We start from the raw sequence: 18,106 nt of genomic DNA, 5'->3' as shown, positions 1-18,106 counted from the left end.
CGATGAGCCGCCCTTCGCACCTGTTTTCCGCCGGTGTCACTCCGCCGGGATGGCGTCTTCTTCGAGCGAGAGCGGCACCGGGATGTGCGGCAGCATCTCCTTGGGGCAGATCTGCACGAACTTCTGTTTTTCGATGTCCCAGTCCTGCAGGATCTGGTGCGCCCTGACCGAGCCTGTCTCGTCTGCGTGGCGCAGGATCAGCGATTTCAGCTCGGTTTCCCAATGGTCCACGGTCACCGGCACGGTCACGAGCGTTTCCATGTTCATGAAGGTCGGTGCGAGGCCATCGGGATCGTAGACATAGGCCATGCCCCCGGTCATGCCGGCACCGAAGTTGGCACCGATGTCGCCGAGGATCACCGCGACACCGCCGGTCATGTACTCGCAGCCGTTGGTGCCACAGCCTTCGACCACGACATGCGCGCCGGAGTTGCGCACCGCGAAGCGTTCGCCCGCACGGCCCGCCGCGAACAGATAGCCGTCGGTGGCCCCGTAGAGCACGGTGTTGCCGATGATGGTGTTTTCCTGCGCCACCAGCGGGCTGCACATTGGCGGACGCACCACGATGATCCCGCCCGAAAGCCCCTTGCCGACGTAGTCATTGGCGTCGCCGGAGACCTCCAGTTTCAGGCCGGGGGCGGCGAAAGCGCCGAGCGACTGGCCGCAGGAGCCGGTGAGCTTCACGGTCAGGTGGTCGGGCTGGAGCTTGTTGCGCATCCCGAAATTGCGCACGATGTGGCTGGAGACGCGGGTGCCGATGGTGCGGTCGGTGTTGCGCACCGCGTATTGCAACTGCATCTTCTCGCCGTCCTTGAGGAAGCGCGCGGCATCCTTCACGATTTCCGCGTCCAGCGTATCGGGCACCGGATTGCGCGGCCGGTCGAGATCGTAGGACACGCGGTCATTGGTATCGACCTTCACCAGCAGCGGGTTGAGGTCGAGATCGTCGAGATGCGAGGCACCCCGGCTGACCTGACTCAGCAGATCGGCCCGGCCGATCACCTCGTCGAGCGAGCGCGCGCCGATCCGGGCGAGGATCTCCCGCACTTCCTGGGCGTAGAAGGTGATCAGGTTGACCACCTTGTCGGCACTGCCGGTGAACTTGGCGCGCAGGTCTTCGCGCTGGGTGCACACCCCCACCGGGCAGGTGTTGGACTGGCACTGGCGCACCATGATGCAGCCCATGGAAATCAGCGCGGCGGTGCCGATGCCGTATTCCTCGGCCCCCATCATCGCCGCCATCACGATATCGCGGCCCGTACGCAGGCCGCCATCGGTGCGCAGGGTGACGCGGCTGCGCAGGTTGTTCATCGAGAGCACCTGGTGCGCCTCGGTGAGGCCCATTTCCCACGGCAGGCCGGCGAACTTGATCGAGGTGCCCGGCGAAGCACCGGTGCCACCGTTGTGGCCCGAAATCAGGATCACGTCGGCCTTGGCCTTGGCCACGCCGGCCGCGATCGTGCCAACGCCGGACGAGGCGACGAGCTTCACCGTGACCTTGGCGCGCGGGTTGATCTGCTTGAGATCGTAGATCAGCTGCGCGAGGTCTTCGATCGAGTAGATGTCATGATGCGGCGGCGGCGAAATCAGCGTGACACCCTTGGTCGAGTGCCTGAGCCGCGCGATCAGGTCGGTGACCTTGATGCCGGGCAATTGCCCGCCCTCGCCGGGCTTGGCGCCCTGGGCCACCTTGATCTCAAGCTCTTCGCACTGGTTGAGATACTCCGCCGTCACCCCGAAGCGGCCCGAGGCCACCTGCTTGATCTTGGCTGACGGGTTGTCGCCGTTCGCCTCGGGCACGAAGTGGGCCGGGTCTTCCCCGCCCTCGCCACTGTCGGATTTCGCGCCGATCCGGTTCATCGCCACGTTCAGCGTCTTGTGCGCCTCTGGGCTAAGGGCACCGAGCGACATGCCGGGCGTGACGAAACGCTTGCGGATCGCGGTGATGCTTTCGACCTGGTCGATCGGCACCGGCGCGCCGAGCGGCTTGATGTCGAGCATGTCGCGCAGGTGGATCGGCGGGCTGGCCTGCATCAGCGCCGAATACTTCTTCCAAAGTTCGTAGGACGCCCGGTCGCAGGCCGATTGCATCAGGTGCATTGCCTGCGCGCCCCAGGCATGGGTTTCGCCGCCTTTGCGCGCCTTGTAGAAGCCGCCGATGGGCAGAACGTTGGTGCCCTGGCTGAGCCAGCCCCGGGCGTGGACTTCTTCGAGCTTCTTCTGGATACCGCCGACGCCGATCCCCGAGATCCGGCTGGTCATGCCGGGGAAATACTCGTTGACCATCGCCCGGCTGAGGCCCACGGCCTCGAAGTTGAGCCCGCCACGATAGGACGAGATCACCGAGATGCCCATTTTCGACATGATCTTGAGCAGGCCCTGGTTGATCGCTTCGCGGTAGGTGCGCACGGCGTCGCTCAACGTCGCGTCGAGAAGCCCGCGCGAAATCCGGTCGGCAAGGCTGTCCTCGGCCAGATAGGCGTTGACCACCGTCGCACCGCATCCGATCAGCACGGCGAAGTAATGCGGATCGACGGCTTCCGCCGAGCGCACGTTGAGCGAGGTGAAGGTACGCAGGCCCTGCCGGGTCAGCCAGGAATGCACCGCGCTGGTGGCAAGAATCATCGGCATCGGCACACGGGTTTCGCCCTGGCCCATGTCTGAGAGCACGATATGCCCGGCACCGGAACGCACCGCATCTTCCGCTTCCGCGCGAACCCGCTCAAGCGCGTCGCGCAGCGCGTTCGGCCCGCCATCGGCGGCGAAGGTGCAATCGATCTCCACCATAGGCGCGTTGAACTGCGCCTTCAGTTCCTCGAATTGCGCATTGCCGACGAAGGGGCTTTCGAGCACGAGTATCTCGGTCTGGCTTCCGGTTTCGTCGAGCACGTTCTTGAGGTTGCCGAACCGGGTTTTCAGACTCATCACGCGGAATTCGCGCAAGGAGTCGATCGGCGGGTTCGTCACCTGGCTGAAGTTCTGCCGGAAGAAATGGCTGAGGTTGCGGTATTGCTTGGAGAGCACGGCGGCGGGGGTGTCGTCGCCCATCGAGGCGAGGATTTCCTTGCCGTCCTCCGCCATCGGCGCGAGCACCTGTTCAAGCTCTTCGAGCGAATAGCCCGCCGCAATCTGCCGCTTGCGCAGCTCTTCGCCGGCGAAGATCGCCTTTTCTTCGACCTTCGCGAGGTCTTCTTCGATATCCTTGATGTGCTTCACGGCTTCGCCGAAGGGACGCGAGGCCGCCAGCTTGTCCTTGATTTCGGAATCGTGGAACAGGAGCCCTTCCTTCATGTCGACGGCGAGCATCTGGCCCGGGCCAAGTGCGCCCTTCTCCACCACGGTCGCCTCGTCGATCGGCACCATCCCGGCTTCCGACCCCGCGATCACGAGCCCGTCGCCGGTGACGACGTAGCGCATCGGGCGAAGTCCGTTGCGGTCGAGGCCGGCACAGACCCAGCGGCCGTCGGTCATTGCCAACGCCGCCGGGCCATCCCAGGGCTCCATCGTCGAGTTGGCGTAGGAATACATGTCGGCCCAGGCTTGCGGCAGTTCCCCGGCTTGCTTCGACCACGCCTCCGGCACCATCATCACCTTTGCCATCGGCGCAGACCGACCGGCACGTACCAGAACCTCGAACACGGAATCGAGCGCCGCGGAATCGGACGAACCGCTGGCGATGATCGGCTTGATGTCTTCCGCAAGGTCGCCGAAGGCCGAAGATGCCATGCGGATCTCGTGGCTCCGCATCCAGTTCATGTTGCCCTTGAGCGTGTTGATCTCGCCGTTATGGGCGAGCATCCGGAAGGGCTGGGCCAGCCACCACTGCGGGAAGGTGTTGGTGGAATAGCGCTGGTGATAGATCGCGAATACACTCTCGAAACGCTCATCCATCAGGTCGGGGTAGAACACCGCCACCTGCTCGGCGAGCATCATGCCCTTGTAGATGATCGAGCGGCAGGACAGCGAGGCGAGGTAAAGCTCGCGCACGCCGCGCGCCACCGCCGATTTTTCGATCCGGCGGCGGATCACGTAAAGCTCGCGCTCGAAGGTTTCCTCGTCGACGCCCTTGGAGTTCGAGATGATGATCTGCTCGATCTCGGGCCGGGTGGCATTGGCCTTTTCTCCGAGGCAGGAGATATCCACCGGAACCCCGCGCCAGCCGTAGATGTAATAGCCCATGCGGAGAACTTCCGTTTCCACGATGGTGCGGCAGGTTTCCTGCGCGCCGAAATCGGTGCGCGGGAGAAACACCTGCCCCACGGCGATCTGTTCGTTGTCACGCGGCTCGTGGCCGGTGCGACGGATCTGGTCGTGAAAGAAGGCCTGCGGGATCTGAACGTGAATGCCCGCGCCGTCGCCGGTCTTGCCGTCGGCGTCTACCGCGCCCCGGTGCCAGACCGCCTTCAGCGCGTCGATGCCGTGCTCGACGACCTTGCGCGACGGCGTGCCGTCGATCGACACCACGAGACCGACGCCACAGGAGGCGTGCTCGAACTCGTCACGATACATGCCGTTCTCGGCAAGCCAGGCGCGGCGGGCCTGTTCTTCGGCCATCCAGTTGTCGTCAAGTTTCGTCATCGGTGATCTCCTTCTGCGCCGTCGTCGGAGCGGCGGGCGTCATGGCTGCATCCTGGATATTGCATTCGTAAAGCGGTTCGGTCGCGCCGAAACCCGGCTCGCCGGGTTCGATGATGTCGACCGGGGCATCGTCGAACTCGGCAACCGACCCATCGGTGCCAAACACCCGTTCGGTGCCGAGGAAGAACTGCCCGAGCGGGCGCGAAAGATATTGCGCGCCTTCGGACTTGTATTCCACCGTGCCGTCCTCGGCGGTGATCTCCACCCGGGTGCGCACCACATCGAGGCTGTACCCGTCGATCTCGACGGTCTCGCCAGTCAGAGTATCGGCCCCGACCACGCGAACGTCATAGCTGCGGTCGGGCTGCGAGCGGTGCATGGTGAAATCGAAAGTGTCTCGCCCGGTGTCGAGCAGCCGGGTGAGCGAGATCGGATCGGCGGCGGGCGGCGCGAATTCCTCGCGCGAGCTGTCCCACATGTAGACCGCATCAAGCCATTGGTAGTCGTCCGTATAGCGGACGATCGATTCGAGCCCTTCGGACGAGAATGTGGCCGACCAGAAATCGCTGTTTTCTTCGGGGCTGCACCGCCATTGCAGGGTAACCGAACAACTGCGGTTCTGCACAGTCAGAAATGACGTGCAGCCCTCCGGCGGCGTGAAGGCGCCGGCGATGGCCGGCAGCACAAGGACACCAAGCGCGGCGAATGTCGCGGTCAATCGCATCTCCTTGCCTCCCTTGTTCCGGTTGCCTTCCGGGCCGGCGAGGCCAGCCCGCTTGTCTGACTGCCGAGTATCCGGCGCATCGGGCGAAGCCTATTCCGCCGCCACCTGCGCGCCTTGTTCGTCGAATGCCTTGAGAATCGCGCTGGCCGCATCGCGCCCGTCCCTGATCGCCCAGACCACGAGCGACGCACCGCGCACGATATCGCCCACGGCGTAGACGTCGGCCAGGCTGGTGGCGCCGGTGTTGAACTCGGCCATCACCGTGCCCCAGCGGGTCACCGGCAGCGCGTCTTCTCCCCAGAGGGTGGGCAGGTCTTCCGGCTCGAAGCCGAGCGCCTTGATCACCAGATCGGCATCTTCGGTGTATTCCGACCCCTCGATCGGCTCGGGGCTCTGGCGGCCGGTGACGTCGGGCTCGCCGAGGCGCATCTTCTGCACCACCACGCCGGTGACCGGATCGCCGGAGAAACCCTTGGGGTTGGAAAGCCAGACGAACTTCACCCCCTCTTCCTCGGCATTGGCAACTTCGCGCTGCGAACCGGGCATGTTGGCGCGGTCGCGCCGATAGAGGCATTTCACCGAAGTGGCACCCTGGCGGATGGCGGTCCGCACGCAGTCCATCGCGGTATCGCCCCCGCCGATCACGACAACCTTCTTGCCCTTGGCGTTGAGCGTGCCGTCGTCGAATTCCTTCACCTCGTCGCCGAAGCCGATCCGGTTCGAGGCTGTGAGGTAGTCGATCGCGCGCACGATGCCGGACGCGCCCGCGCCGGGGCCGCCCAGTTCACGCGACTTGTAGACGCCGGTGGCGACGAGCACCGCGTCGTGCTGGCCGCGGATCGCCTGGAACGAGATGTCTTCGCCGACGTTGCAGTTGAGCACGAATTTCACGCCCGCGCGTTCAAGCTGACCGACACGGCGCAGCACCACGTCTTTCTCGAGCTTGAAGCTGGGAATACCGTAGGTGAGCAGCCCGCCCGCCCGGTCGTGCCGGTCGTAGACCGTCACCTGAACGCCGGCGCGGCGCAGCACGTCGGCGGCAGCAAGCCCGCCCGGCCCGGCGCCGATGATGCCCACGCTCTCGCCACGCTCCGCGCGCGGCACGATCTCCTCGACCCAGCCACGTTCCCAGGCGGTGTCGGTGATGTATTTCTCGACCGCGCCAATCGTGACGGTGCCGTGGCCCGACTGCTCGATCACGCAATTGCCCTCGCAAAGCCGGTCTTGCGGACAGATGCGACCGCAGATCTCGGGGAAGGTATTGGTCGACTGGCTGAGCTCGTAGGCTTCCTTCAGCCGACCCGTTGCCGTCATCAGCAACCAGTCGGGGATGTTGTTGTGCAGCGGACAATGCGTCTGGCAATAGGGCACGCCGCACTGGCTGCACCGGGACGCCTGCTCGGCGGCCTTGGCGTCGGCATATTCCGCATAGATCTCATCGAAATCGTGGCTGCGATCCTGCGCGGCCCGCTTGGTGGGCATGTCGCGCGCCATATCCACGAATCTCAGCATCGGCTGCTTTGCCATGTTTGCCTCCGTCTTCCTCGGAGCGACTGTTTAGCAGGGAATCCGAAAAAGAAAAGGCAGAATTAATGACCTAATTTCACAAAATTTGGACAGCGGCAGGCTGTCGCAGGCCAATCCACACCATTTATATGGAATAACTACTGACCTATATTTCCCCTTTCCTTTCATTTTCAGCCAGTTAACTTGGGGCATCTGAATTCACGGGAACGCACCGATGTCGCTCTGGCACCTTCTTCTTGTCGCGGTCATCCAGGGCCTGACCGAGTTCCTGCCGGTTTCGTCATCCGGGCACCTGATTCTCTTGCCGAATCTGACCGGGCTTGCCGATCAGGGTCAGGTGATCGACGTGGCGGTGCACGTTGGCACGCTCGGCGCCGTCATCCTCTATTTCCGGTCCGACGTGGCCGAGGCCGTCGGCGGGCTGCCGCGGCTCTTCGCCGGCCGGATCGACACGCCCGGGGCGCGGCTCGCCTTCCTGCTCGGGGTGGCGACGGTGCCGGTGATCCTGTTCGGCCTGGCACTCAAGCTCAGCGGCCTCGACGACTCGATGCGCTCCACCGCGGTGATCGGCTGGACGATGCTCCTGTTCGGTCTCGTGCTCTACTGGACCGACCAGCGCGGCGCGCAGGTGAAACGGACTGCCGACTGGTCGTTGCGCGATGCCGTGGTGATGGGGCTGTGGCAGGCCGTCGCGCTCATCCCCGGCACCTCGCGCTCGGGCATCACGATCTCCGGCGCGCGGGCGCTGGGCTACACCCGGGAAGACGGTGCCCGGATTGCGATGCTGATGTCGATCCCCACGATCATCGCGTCGGGGGCGCTGCTCGGTGCCGAAGTTGTGGCAACAGCCGACATCGCGGCCGCGCGCGACGGGGCCATCGCCGCCGGCTTTGCCTTCGTCTCCGCGCTGATCGCACTCAGCCTGATGATGCGGCTGCTGAAAACGGTGAGCTTCACACCTTACGTGATCTACCGGGTGATCCTCGGCGTGGTGTTGCTGGTAATCGCCTACAGCTGATCTCAGGCCTTCAGGTTCTTCACCGAGTCCTTGATCGCGGCGTATTGGCCGGAGGTGCGGAAGCGCCAGAGGTAGCCGGGCAGAACCGTGGCCATCGCGCGCGGCTCGATCCCGAGATCGGCGAAGCCCCGGGCCCCCTCCGAAACCACGTTGTCATGCCGCAGGTTTTTGACCTGATCCACCGTCAAAGGTGCCTTGATCAACCCGCCGGAAAGCGATTGCCAGAGGTCGAACCACCAGGCCATGAAGCGGGCAAGGCCGAACGGCAGGTTCAAGATCAGGCGGCGGCGCTGGATCACCGTCAGCATCATCTGCATCAACTCGCGGAAGCTCTTCACCTCCGGCCCGCCAAGTTCGTAGATCCCCGGTTTGGCCTTGCCGGTCGCCCCGCGCTCGGCGGCGGCCGCGACATCATCGACAAACACGGGCTGAAATTTCGTTTCCGCACCGACAACGGAGAGAACCGGGCTCAGCCGGGTCATCCCGGCGAAACGGTTGAAGAACTGGTCCTCGGCGCCGAAGACCACCGAAGGACGCAGGATCACGGCGTTGGGGAAATGGCGCAGAATCGCCTCTTCGCCACGGCCCTTGGATTGCGCATAAAGTGAATCGCCGTTCGTGTCGGCACCGATGGCCGAGATGTGAACCAGCGTCTCAACGCCTTGGGCCGCCGCCAGCCGCGCGATCCGTTCCGCGCCTTCGTGCTGCACCGCGCCGAAATTGTTCTTGCCTCCCTTGTCGAAAGTGCCGACGCAGTTCACCACCGCATCCGCACCCTGCATCGCCTGCGCGACCGAAGCCTCGTTGCGGATGTTGGCCAGCACCGGATCGACCTGCCCGACAACCCCGTAGGTCCGCACGAAAAGCGCCTCGTTGGGGCGGCGCACAGCCACCCGCACCCGCCACCCGGCCCGCGCCATGCGCTGGGCGATATAGCGTCCGACAAAGCCCGAGCCGCCGTAGATGGTGACCAGTTTCGACATAGCAATCTCCTCGGATCATCCGCAGCCCTCAATAGCTGCGCGAGCTGGTCGCGACAAGGCGCAATGACCGACCGATTTTGCCCGCGAAACCCGTTGACACCGCCCGCCGCTGGCCTTACATCGCGGCTCCACGACACCTGCCCAGGTGGCGGAATTGGTAGACGCGCTGGTTTCAGGTACCAGTGATCGAAAGGTCGTGGAGGTTCGAGTCCTCTCCTGGGCACCATTTCCCCCGAACATAGCTGCTCATAACTGCAAGAAAACATGGACTTTCCGTCTGCTTTCCAGTAGGTTCAGCATCCAAAGCTGAAAATGACATCTCTCCCAACAACCCATGAAAATGCGGTGCCGATCCAGGAACGACCGGCCAGACTTGGGGGATGATACGCCAACAGCGCCTAAAGACATTGAAATCAACAAAGCCTAGGCCAAAGAGAAGTCCTACAAGCTCTACGATTCCATTGGGGTGTTCGTTCTGGTGAAGCCGAACGGCGCGAGACTGTGGCGGCAGAAATATACCTAGTTCAGACATTCACACATGTATTCACTCAGGAGAATGACCATTGGCAAAGCTAACAAAAGAAACCGTATTCAAGGCGCAGGCTCTCAAACCGGAGACGGCGATGGACAAGACAACTCGTATCGTCAGAGAAATAATCAACGACGAAGCAGCGCAAAGGCAGGTCAAGAGCGCCCAGCTTCGCAATGCTCGGCTTGAAAGGGAGGCGAAAACAGCTCCATTCAAGATCGCCAAGAAGCGATGATACCATCTTGTCCCGATTTTCCCGCGACCACCAAATGAACCCGGACACGATGGGCAAGCAAGCGTGGCAATCGACACGCAGTTCAAGAGTTCGATAGCACCGATTACCTGCTCCCCCGAGAGGCAGCGTTTATCGGTTGGCCCTGTTCATGGGCGGTCCTCTCCGGACCGTTGGCGATACTCCCACGGTGTGAGCGCGTGGAGGCTGGAATAGCGGCGGTGATGGTTGTAGCCGTGGGGGCCCCACGTTTCGGTAAGCCCGCGGCGGCTCCGGCCAATAACCTTCGACGGGCACTCACTTGTTCAGGACTTGCCTAACGCAGATCAGCACCATTGTTCGGCCATTGTGCCATTCTCGAACGCGTTCGGAGAAAACGCCTGGCAGATGCCTTGCGGGTTACTCCTGTGAAAGGACAAAGCAGATGGGCAAGCACCGAAATACTATTACAGTTGTAGCTGCCACGATCGCCCTCGGGCTTGCAGGCTGCACATACAACGACGGGACTGCGAACCAGCCCGCGACCGGCGCAATAGTCGGTGGTGTGACCGGGGCGGTAGCCGGACGAGCAATCGGCGGAAGCACCGGGGCAACCGTCGTCGGTGGCGCCATCGGCGCAGCGGTTGGTGGGGCGATCGGCGCGAATCTGGCTTCGCAAGAGCGCGAATTGCGCCAGTCGCTGGCCGGGACAGGTGCATATATCACCAACACCGGGTCGCAACTCCTGGTTACGCTGCCAGAAGCGGTGACGTTCCGCACTGCATCGGCAACCGTCGATCCCGAGTTTCACCCGGCGCTGAGAGCGGTATCAGACAGCCTGCGACGGCACCCCAGATCCACGGTTCGTGTCATCGGTCATACCGACAACGTCGGTTCGGCCGCGTACAACACCCAACTGAGCCAGGATCGCGCGATGGCGGTCGCCCGGGTGCTTGTGGCCGCCGGAACCCCATCGACGCGGATTACCGTAACGGGGCGCGGCTATTACGAGCCGATCGCGCCCAACACGAGTGCTGCGGGGCGCGCCGAAAACCGAAGGGTCGAGATCGTGATCACGCCAACGGGTTGATTGCAGGCGTGAGGCAAAAAAATGGGACGGGACGGGTACAACCCAGCGCCCGTCCCATTCGTGTTTCGACGACGGGAACCGCACTCAATCTATTGCCTCCGACACCAACCTGCATCAGTCCCGGCCCCAACCTGTGCCGATATAGTCTGCGAGACAGCGGGTTTTTTGAGCTGTCAGTACCGTTTTCGAGGTGCCGGCGAGGCTTCCCTGCTCGGCAACCGGGAGTAGTTCCGGCCCGGCAGGGAGGCTTCGTCAATTCGATCGCTCCCACGTCGCATGACGACGCCGCTCTGGCAGGCATACCCGAAGACGAGGTTCAGCGCAGAAGTGGCCCCGTCTGGTCCAGATAGGCCGTATCGAACCCCGCGAGGTCTCGGAGACGGGCGGGCGCGTCGACAATCACGCGCCCCTTCTGAAATGTGACGAGCCCGTCTTCGCGCAGGCGGCGCAAGACGCGGTTCACATGCACCGCGCTCAGGCCCAGCGCATCGGCAAGGTGGTATTGCGTCAGCGGGCAGTCGAATCCGGCCTCGTCGCCCAGCCCCACCAGGTGCAGCCGTGCCCCGAGCTCGAGCAGCAAATGCGCCATGCGCTCTTCCGCTGAGCGTCGGCCCAGGTTGACCAGATGTTCCACCACCATCGCCTCGTCCCGCGACGCCGCCCAGAGAACGGCCGTCGCAAGCCGCGGCGCGTTCGCGAAGGCATCGAGCAGGTCAGGTTCAAGCACTTCGGACGCCTCGATACGGGTTATGGCTTCGACGGTGTGATCGGCGGTGCGGAACAGGATGCTCCGCAATCCCAGAAAATCGCCCGGGATCTGAAAGTCCACGATCTGCCGATCGCCATCGGGCAGTATCTTGTAGGAGCAGGCCCAGCCCGTGGAAAGGATGTAGGCGGAGGCATTCACCTCGCCCTCATGGATCATTTCGTGCCCGGAATGAAAGGTCTTCCGGCGTCGGTCAAAACGCGCCAGCGTTGCAAGATCGGCGTCCGACAAGGCGACGAAGGCTGTGAGCTTTCGTGACAAAGGGCTTTGCAGGTTCAGCATTTGCGCTTCCATTCAGGGTCGGCAGCTACATTGAAACGGATTGCGAAAAAGAAGTGCCTCAGGCTGCTTTGCGTCAGTCCTGCATAGCACATAGCGCCTATACTCGACCAACATTCCGGCCAATCGATGCCGGACCCAATGCCCCGAACCTGAAAGCGACGCCGACCATGACCTTGCCCAACGACATTGCAGGAACAGCCGCTCTTGCCATATGTGAGTCGCTGCTGCTTGCGCTAAACGATCACAAGATTCTTCCGGAGAAAGAGATCGTCGGCGTTCTCAAGGATGCGGCGGCGGCGCATGAATTTGCTCCGGCGAGCGGTCAGGATGCGTTGAACGTGGCTGTGGCCGCACTGATCAATGGCATCCTTGCTGGCGGCAACTCGGTGCGTCGGCGCTGACCGCGCCGGGCGGGTCGGCACTCAGAAACGCCCCATAAGCACCAGCACGATCACGATCAGCACAATGAACCCGAGCCCACCGCTTGGGCCATAGCCCCAGGATCGGCTGTGGCCCCATGTCGGAAGCGCACCGACAAGCATCAGAAGGAGCATGACGACAAGAATGGTTCCCAGCATGGCGCTTTCCTTATCCGGAACTCTCAGAACGATCGGCCCCGCAACGCGAGGGACATCGCGGCGGGGCCGTTCGGCATCGGGATCAGCCCTTGTGGGGAACAGCCTTTCCTTTGCCGAATGCTTTTTGAAACGCCAGGTCGGTCTGGTTTGACTTGCCATCAACCTCACGGGACTTGTATTCGCTCATCCGTTTGGAAGCCTTCGGCTTTGCGGTCGCGACCTTCTTCTTGTTCTTTTCCATTGCGAAATCCTTTCAACGGGTTTCGAGAATCCGCGGCATCAGCTCTTGCGCAGAGAGTCCTTTGCCTTGCCGAATGCCTTCTGGATCGAGCCTTCGGCCTTTTCGATCTTGCCTTCGACCTCGAGCGACTCGTCGCCCGACGCCTTTCCCAGTGCTTCCTTTATTGCGCCTTCGGCCTTTTTGACGGTTCCCTTGATGCGGTCTTTGTCCATGGTTCGAGATCCCTTGTTGGAGCCGTGCCGCCGCTCGCAGGCCATCGAATCGGGCAACCTGGCGGAGATTGTGAATCCCATCTTCGCCGGTCGCGACCCGCGCGGCGCTAACCTGCATCAGCAGGACCGTCGGCCCTTCAGATAGAGCAGTCGCGGGTCGGTGAACCTGTCGTATCCGTTATCAGTCACAGCCGCCGCGCCAGCACGAACGCCGCGACGAAAGCAGCCAGCGGAGCTAGCGGTCGGGCTGACCGGGCGAGAGCGGTCGTCAGGGCGATGTCGGCCGCGGCACGATTTCGCGCCGCCAGGATCTTCGCCGCCCGACGCGCTGAAAGCACCCGTCCAACAAAGTACACAGCAATCGCGAGCACCGCGAAAACTGCGGCGAACACAAGCGCCGCTACGGTGAATCCGGTCTTGGCTGTGAGCGCAACAAGCCCCGCCGCAACAAGAAAGGCCACGGCCACCACCACGAGAAATACCGTGGCGGCTGTTGCCGCAGCCCGCCCCGCCGCAGCGCCGGTATGTGCAGCGAGCAGATCGCGAAGCGGCGCGAACAGCGGCAGCGCCATGATCGTTCAGCCTTTCCGCGCGAGAAGGCCGAGCAGGAGGCCAATGCCAGCGGCAATCCCGACTGCAGTCAGGGGATGGCCGATCACCGCGTTGGTGGCCGTTGTCTGTGCTTCCCGTCCGGTTTTGCTGATCTGCCGCCCGGCCTCTTCGATACCATCGGACATCTCGTTTCTAACCGTTGCGGCAAGCTTCAGCAGATCTTCACGCAGATCCTCGATCTGCTGGCTGAGATCGTCGTCTGAGGATTTCGCATTCGTTTTCAAAGTGGCGTTCATTATATCACTCCAGGAATGGGTTGATCGCAACGGATCGTGCCGGGGCTCACTTCAGCGCAAGCCAGTCCGTCCAGATCGGCTCAAGTCGTCGTCACTGTTGCCGGGTGCGGGAACCGCTCAAAGTGCACGCGGCACTCAGCGCAACCCGAGAAATCCCAGAATAAACAGGACGATCACGACAAGTCCGACGATGTATATTATGCGGTTCATTGGTTCCCCTGTTCGGTGATCGGCAAGTGGCCGTCTCGCTGTTCGAGACTAACCATTTGCCGAATGGTCGCCACAACATGGATCAGTCTACAGGTGCACCGCGACGGGGTGAGGCGCGCGATGTGGCGACGGCCCCGAACCGGTCGGGCTCAGTTTTGCTGCAACAGAGGCGTGATGCGGCGCACGGCAACGCGCCGGTTCAGACGTTCGGCGCTTTGGCTGGGGACCCTGAGGAAGCGTTCCCCGTACCCCTGAACGACCATGTTCTCCGTCGGGACCTGGAAATACTCGCTCAAGGCAAGCGCCACGGACTCAGACCGCCGATCCGACAGGAGAAGATTGTATCCTGCGTCTCCAATCGCGTCGGTATGGCCCTCGATGAGGAATAGCTCGGTCGGATCGTCGGCGATCAGATCGCGCATCAAAAGACCCATCTCCCGCAGCTGTTCCGCCTGCGATGGTTGAAGTGCGGCGGAATTCGTAGCGAAGGTGACCGCACCGAAGTTGATCTCGGGCGCCAGTTCGCGCACCTCAACATAGTCCCGCACCTGTCGCAGGCTGAAACTGCGGCCAATGCCACGCTGGTCGGCGGCCAGAAGTGCCTGGCGCAGCGCTTCACGATCAGTCGCTGCGCGGTAATCGAAGTCATCATAGATCGGCCTCGGAAGGTCACGCACGATTACCGGATCGAAGGTGCGGGTGTCGTCGATAAGCAGGTATTCGCGCCCGTCCGGTTCGATCCGCACGCGGCGGAGCGCGCGCCCGGTGGAATCCCGTATCGTGATGATCTGGGTGCCATCGTCTCGGGTGACTGTGGTTCGGGTCGAGCCATCGTTGAAGCGTTCGGTGCGCACTTCCGAGCCGGGCTGGCGCAGAAGCGCATCATCATCCTTCAGAACCCGGTGGGAGCCGTCGTCATTGAGCACGATCACCCTGTCGCCGGTATTGGCTTCCACCCGCTGGCCATTGGACAGGATCGCGCCGACAACCACCGCGCCGAGCACGAACAAGCCGGCCTTTTCGAGGTCGCTCATCCCAGTGTCGCGTTGCTCCATTGCCGATCCGCCGGCAGCTGCCGTTGATGTTCCGCCCTCGGCGTCAGATGTCGTTTCACTGAATTCCTCGCTGCTCGAGCGGTGGGTGCTTTCGGTTACGGTCTCGGTCGTCACCTCGACCTCCGTGTCGGCCTCGGTACCATCCTCGTCTGCGATTGCTGCGATACCTTCGCCGGTCAACTCATCAACACAGAGTATAGAGCCGTCGGCATCTATGTCCTCTGCTAGACAATCTTCGGCAACAGGTTCATTCGCTTCCAGTGCTTCGGTGATGGCTTCCGGGACAGGCTCGTCATCCTGGTCTGTGCCAGCCTCAGCTTGCGCGGCGGATTCTGTTTCGGCCAGGGCATCGGCTTCAGCATCCGCCTCGGCCTGCGCAGCCGCATCAGCTTCTGCCTGAACTTGTGCGTCAGCCTCGGCTTGTGCATCTGCGGCGGGTTCAGCCTCAGCGTCGGCCTCAGTTTCGGCTTTTTCAAATTCAATACCCTCGGCCTCTTCAGTGGCCTCGCCCGCAGCTTGCGCTTCCGCGTCAGCTGCAGCTTGTGCAGCAGCTTCGGCCTCGGCAGCAAGCCGTCCGGCGGCGCTGGCGGCTTCGGCGGCCTGCGCTTCTGCTTCGGCAGCAACGCGATCCAGCTCGTCCGCCTCGGCGGCGGCATCGGCTTGCGTGTCCGGCTCGGCCTCGGTCGCAGCTTGCGCGGCGGCTTCGGCTTCGGCAGCAGCCTGTTCAGCAGCGTCAACCGCCGCCTGTGCTTCGGCCTCGGCCGCAATCTGGAGTTCCTTGATATGGAGTTCGCAGGCAAGTGCGTCCGCAATCATGGCCTCAGCGCAGATCTCTTCGAAAGAGCGGACGTCTGCGCTGGATTGCGTCTGCGCCGGAAGGGGCTGCAAGAGAGACAACGCAGCAAAAATTGCGGTGGTTGTTCTGAGTGATCTGGAGGTCATTTCGTTACCTATTCTCGATTATGCCATGTCGCCCTGGACCCTGTGCCGCCAACCGGATGGAATTTGCCCGGCCTCTGGTCGAGATCGGCCGGTTCGCTGATTACGGAGACAGAGCGAATGCGCCCAACGGATTGCCGCGTCTCCCGATCCGAATGCCCGGAAACGACGCCCTTAGGTCTCATATAGCCGAAGTCGGACGTCAGTCGCACTGACGCAAGTTAGCCAGGCAAATGGCGCAGTTCGACCTGTCCGTGCCGGGAGTCAGAGGTTGGAGCCGATCACGGAAAGCCGGCTCGCGCGCGAGGAACGATTTGACCGGCGCTCAGCACCGGCTTCTCTCAGGTCGCCGGAATTTGCCAGGACTGGGACTCAATTAACCCACCACACGACAGTGGTCTCGAGGAAACTGTCATTCGCCGGATCCCACCCCGCCAACCAGCAGCATTTGAAACAGCACAAAAATGATCGCGAGTATTGTCCAGAGTGCCCCGCTTGCGCCTAAAGGTCCGCCGGAGGCCGGGGAGGCATCCCGCTGCAGGGTGCCTTTCGGCGGGTCTTCCGGGAGGAGTTTGCTCAGGCCCCGAGCAACACGTCCGTGATTGCTCTCGAGTGAGGGAACGTCCCTGAACCTCGAAAGCAGAAGTCCAAGCTTAGCGCCCGCGGCCTCGCGCCCCAGAGTTACAAGTTCGGCAGTTTCGGTCCAGGGGTCGAGGCCGAGCCGCGCGAGCGTGGAGAGAACCGTCACGACATATCCGTTCCGATCCTCGCCGACGGGTGCGTAGAGAAATCGCTCGAACTCGGGTGGGTGCGGGTTGAGAACATTTGGTTCGGTCATTGTCATTCCGTCCCTTGATTACGAGAGCGCATATCGCCCTGTTTGACACAGGTTACGCGCAGGTCGGTTCCGGCGCCCTTACACAGGTCAGTGTTGGCGATTGTTATCCACGTGTCAGCAATCGGCCTGGTGGCTCAGGCCGCCGTCCGATGGCCCGGACTAACATGCGTCAGCGCCGGTCGAATGATCCTGCTGTAAAAGGTTGATGAGCGTTCGACTGTGCCGGCCCAGTTTCAGAGGAGCCGCGAACAGTGATGACGGACGGATCTGCCAGAATCGCGGAGAGCAGGGATGAACATGCGGTCGTCGACCAAGACGGTGAAGTTTTCGAACCCGTTCACGCTTTCCGGATATCCGGGTGAGCTGCCGGCCGGCGACTACGAGATCGTTGTCGAGGAAGAGATCCTTCAAGGACTCAGCTTCGAGGCATGGAGACGCACCGCGACATACCTGACCGTGCACGTCCGGGGTGGCCAAACGGGTCGTACCGAGAGGTGGGAGTTAACCGAGAGCGACCTGAACGGGGCGCTGAGCCGGGATACGGTCATGATCCAAAACAACAATAGCAGTGAGGCGGCGCTCTCTCCGCCGGAGGACATGAAATGACCACTCCCGAATGGCTCAAACCCGGCATCTATGGCGCGCTGATCGGCGCGGTCTTGGTTGGGGTGGTCGGTTTCACATGGGGCGGCTGGGTAACTGGCGGAACCGCGAGTGACAGGGCGAAGGCGTTGTCCCGTAGTAACGTCGTCGCGTCCATGGTGCCGGTCTGCGTCGGCATGGCACGGTCCGACCCGGCACGTGTAGACAAGCTGGCAACGATTCGAGACGCCTCGACCTACCAGAGGCGCGATGCCCTGATGAAGGCCGGCTGGGCGACGGTGCCCGGAACGGATTCCCCTGACCGGGACATAGCGGAAGCGTGCCTCGCGGAACTCAAATTCTGAGCAAACAGGAATGCCGCACTCCAATTCACTCAGGGCGGACTGGCCATGGCATACCCTCGTGTCCAAAGGGCGTTTGCGGGAAATGATCGGTGCAATCGCCGGGTCCGGATTGGCGTCGGCAACCAGACCTTGCCGGACCAGAATATGATCGGCCCAGGTCCATTTGACTGGAGATTCACCGAGCCATCGACAGACCAAGACCGAGCAGCTCGCGGCACTACCTCAACGGGTCTCAGGCGACATCCAAGCAAAAAGGCAACCGGAATTGGGGGCGACAGGCGTGTTTGCTCTGCGTCACACCAATTCCCCGCATCCGTCCGCAGGACGGTCAAAAGGAGCACTAATCGTGGCCAAAGGACAAAAGCGCAGCAACAAAGAAACAAAGAAACCCAAACAGAAGAAGGTGGCCCCGGTCGCGCCGACAACCTTCGAAAAGGGCCTGACACCGACAAAGGAAGCGCCTCGAAAAAAGATCTGAGAACGCGGGTGGAACCAACCGCACACGACGTCGATCCGGCGATACAGGGGCG

19 protein-coding genes and 1 tRNA gene are annotated in these 18,106 nt (G+C 62.5%); 8 read left to right on the top strand and 12 right to left on the bottom strand.

Annotated elements, in window-relative coordinates; translation table 11 throughout:
• Positions 1 to 36: 36 nt before the first annotated feature.
• The 3 genes from gltB to B9Y97_RS08810 all read right to left on the bottom strand — a co-directional run bounded on the left by gltB (position 37) and on the right by B9Y97_RS08810 (position 6,829).
• Positions 37 to 4,578 (bottom strand): glutamate synthase large subunit, encoded by a 4,542-nt coding sequence (gltB, locus tag B9Y97_RS08820; protein ID WP_085526384.1) that lies wholly within the window; start codon positions 4,576 to 4,578, stop codon positions 37 to 39.
• Entirely contained in the window at positions 4,565 to 5,296 is a 732-nt protein-coding gene (locus B9Y97_RS08815; RefSeq protein WP_085526383.1) for a hypothetical protein, read from the bottom strand. Before B9Y97_RS08815 ends, gltB begins: the two co-directional genes overlap by 14 nt.
• Positions 5,297 to 5,392: 96 nt before the next feature.
• The gene (locus tag B9Y97_RS08810) at positions 5,393 to 6,829 is read right to left on the bottom strand and encodes an NAD(P)-dependent oxidoreductase (RefSeq protein WP_085526382.1); all 1,437 of its coding nucleotides are present in this window, start codon (positions 6,827 to 6,829) and stop codon (positions 5,393 to 5,395) included.
• 214 nt (positions 6,830 to 7,043) lie between these two features.
• Here B9Y97_RS08810 and B9Y97_RS08805 point away from each other — a divergent pair, with 214 nt between their 5' ends.
• A complete protein-coding gene (locus tag B9Y97_RS08805; protein WP_085526381.1) occupies positions 7,044 to 7,847 on the top strand; it encodes an undecaprenyl-diphosphate phosphatase in 804 nt (267 codons plus the stop codon).
• 2 nt (positions 7,848 to 7,849) lie between these two features.
• On the opposite strand, the gene B9Y97_RS08800 is transcribed toward B9Y97_RS08805, so the two are convergent.
• A complete protein-coding gene (locus B9Y97_RS08800; protein WP_085526380.1) occupies positions 7,850 to 8,830 on the bottom strand; it encodes a complex I NDUFA9 subunit family protein in 981 nt (326 codons plus the stop codon).
• 139 nt (positions 8,831 to 8,969) lie between these two features.
• Between B9Y97_RS08800 and B9Y97_RS08795 the strand changes: the two genes are divergently transcribed.
• The 3 genes from B9Y97_RS08795 to B9Y97_RS08785 all read left to right on the top strand — a co-directional run bounded on the left by B9Y97_RS08795 (position 8,970) and on the right by B9Y97_RS08785 (position 10,660).
• Positions 8,970 to 9,056 (top strand) — tRNA-Leu (locus B9Y97_RS08795).
• A 337-nt stretch (positions 9,057 to 9,393) separates the two neighbouring features.
• A complete protein-coding gene (locus B9Y97_RS08790; RefSeq protein ID WP_085526379.1) occupies positions 9,394 to 9,594 on the top strand; it encodes a hypothetical protein in 201 nt (66 codons plus the stop codon).
• A 421-nt stretch (positions 9,595 to 10,015) separates the two neighbouring features.
• Positions 10,016 to 10,660 (top strand): YiaD family glycine zipper/OmpA-like lipoprotein, encoded by a 645-nt coding sequence (locus tag B9Y97_RS08785; RefSeq protein WP_085526378.1) that lies wholly within the window; start codon positions 10,016 to 10,018, stop codon positions 10,658 to 10,660.
• Between the two features lie 316 nt (positions 10,661 to 10,976).
• On the opposite strand, the gene B9Y97_RS08780 is transcribed toward B9Y97_RS08785, so the two are convergent.
• Entirely contained in the window at positions 10,977 to 11,720 is a 744-nt protein-coding gene (locus B9Y97_RS08780; protein WP_254900885.1) for a Crp/Fnr family transcriptional regulator, read from the bottom strand.
• A 155-nt stretch (positions 11,721 to 11,875) separates the two neighbouring features.
• Between B9Y97_RS08780 and B9Y97_RS08775 the strand changes: the two genes are divergently transcribed.
• Positions 11,876 to 12,109, top strand: coding sequence for a hypothetical protein (locus tag B9Y97_RS08775; protein WP_085526377.1), 234 nt, complete (start codon positions 11,876 to 11,878; stop codon positions 12,107 to 12,109).
• 21 nt (positions 12,110 to 12,130) lie between these two features.
• On the opposite strand, the gene B9Y97_RS08770 is transcribed toward B9Y97_RS08775, so the two are convergent.
• The 7 genes from B9Y97_RS08770 to B9Y97_RS08745 form a co-directional block, all read right to left on the bottom strand.
• Positions 12,131 to 12,283 carry a DUF3309 family protein gene (locus B9Y97_RS08770; protein WP_369596658.1) on the bottom strand — a complete coding sequence of 51 codons (153 nt, stop codon included), beginning with the start codon at positions 12,281 to 12,283 and terminating at the stop codon, positions 12,131 to 12,133.
• 85 nt (positions 12,284 to 12,368) lie between these two features.
• Positions 12,369 to 12,527, bottom strand: coding sequence for a hypothetical protein (locus tag B9Y97_RS18115; RefSeq protein ID WP_176224331.1), 159 nt, complete (start codon positions 12,525 to 12,527; stop codon positions 12,369 to 12,371).
• A 38-nt stretch (positions 12,528 to 12,565) separates the two neighbouring features.
• A complete protein-coding gene (locus tag B9Y97_RS08765) occupies positions 12,566 to 12,739 on the bottom strand; it encodes a CsbD family protein (RefSeq protein ID WP_085526375.1) in 174 nt (57 codons plus the stop codon).
• Between the two features lie 185 nt (positions 12,740 to 12,924).
• Positions 12,925 to 13,311: a hypothetical protein gene (locus B9Y97_RS08760; protein ID WP_085526374.1), complete on the bottom strand. Its 387-nt coding sequence runs from the start codon at positions 13,309 to 13,311 to the stop codon at positions 12,925 to 12,927.
• 6 nt (positions 13,312 to 13,317) lie between these two features.
• Positions 13,318 to 13,587, bottom strand: coding sequence for a glycine zipper domain-containing protein (locus tag B9Y97_RS08755; protein ID WP_085526373.1), 270 nt, complete (start codon positions 13,585 to 13,587; stop codon positions 13,318 to 13,320).
• Between the two features lie 359 nt (positions 13,588 to 13,946).
• On the bottom strand, positions 13,947 to 15,794 hold the full coding sequence (locus B9Y97_RS08750; protein WP_085526372.1) for an OmpA family protein: 1,848 nt from the start codon (positions 15,792 to 15,794) through the stop codon (positions 13,947 to 13,949).
• Between the two features lie 409 nt (positions 15,795 to 16,203).
• On the bottom strand, positions 16,204 to 16,635 hold the full coding sequence (locus B9Y97_RS08745) for a hypothetical protein (RefSeq protein ID WP_085526371.1): 432 nt from the start codon (positions 16,633 to 16,635) through the stop codon (positions 16,204 to 16,206).
• 285 nt (positions 16,636 to 16,920) lie between these two features.
• Between B9Y97_RS08745 and B9Y97_RS08740 the strand changes: the two genes are divergently transcribed.
• The 3 genes from B9Y97_RS08740 (at position 16,921) to B9Y97_RS18350 (ending at position 18,054) form a co-directional block, all read left to right on the top strand.
• Complete coding sequence (locus tag B9Y97_RS08740; RefSeq protein WP_176224330.1) at positions 16,921 to 17,235, top strand: hypothetical protein; 315 nt, start codon at positions 16,921 to 16,923, stop codon at positions 17,233 to 17,235.
• Entirely contained in the window at positions 17,232 to 17,576 is a 345-nt protein-coding gene (locus B9Y97_RS08735; RefSeq protein WP_085526370.1) for a hypothetical protein, read from the top strand. Before B9Y97_RS08740 ends, B9Y97_RS08735 begins: the two co-directional genes overlap by 4 nt.
• 346 nt (positions 17,577 to 17,922) lie before the next feature.
• Positions 17,923 to 18,054, top strand: coding sequence for a hypothetical protein (locus tag B9Y97_RS18350; RefSeq protein WP_254900884.1), 132 nt, complete (start codon positions 17,923 to 17,925; stop codon positions 18,052 to 18,054).
• Positions 18,055 to 18,106: the final 52 nt, after the last annotated feature.

Origin of the sequence: Maritimibacter sp. HL-12, from assembly GCF_900177545.1 — a bacterium.
In the GTDB taxonomy this organism is placed as follows: Bacteria; Pseudomonadota; Alphaproteobacteria; order Rhodobacterales; family Rhodobacteraceae; genus Sinisalibacter.
This window is presented reverse-complemented; position numbering and strand designations above follow the sequence as displayed.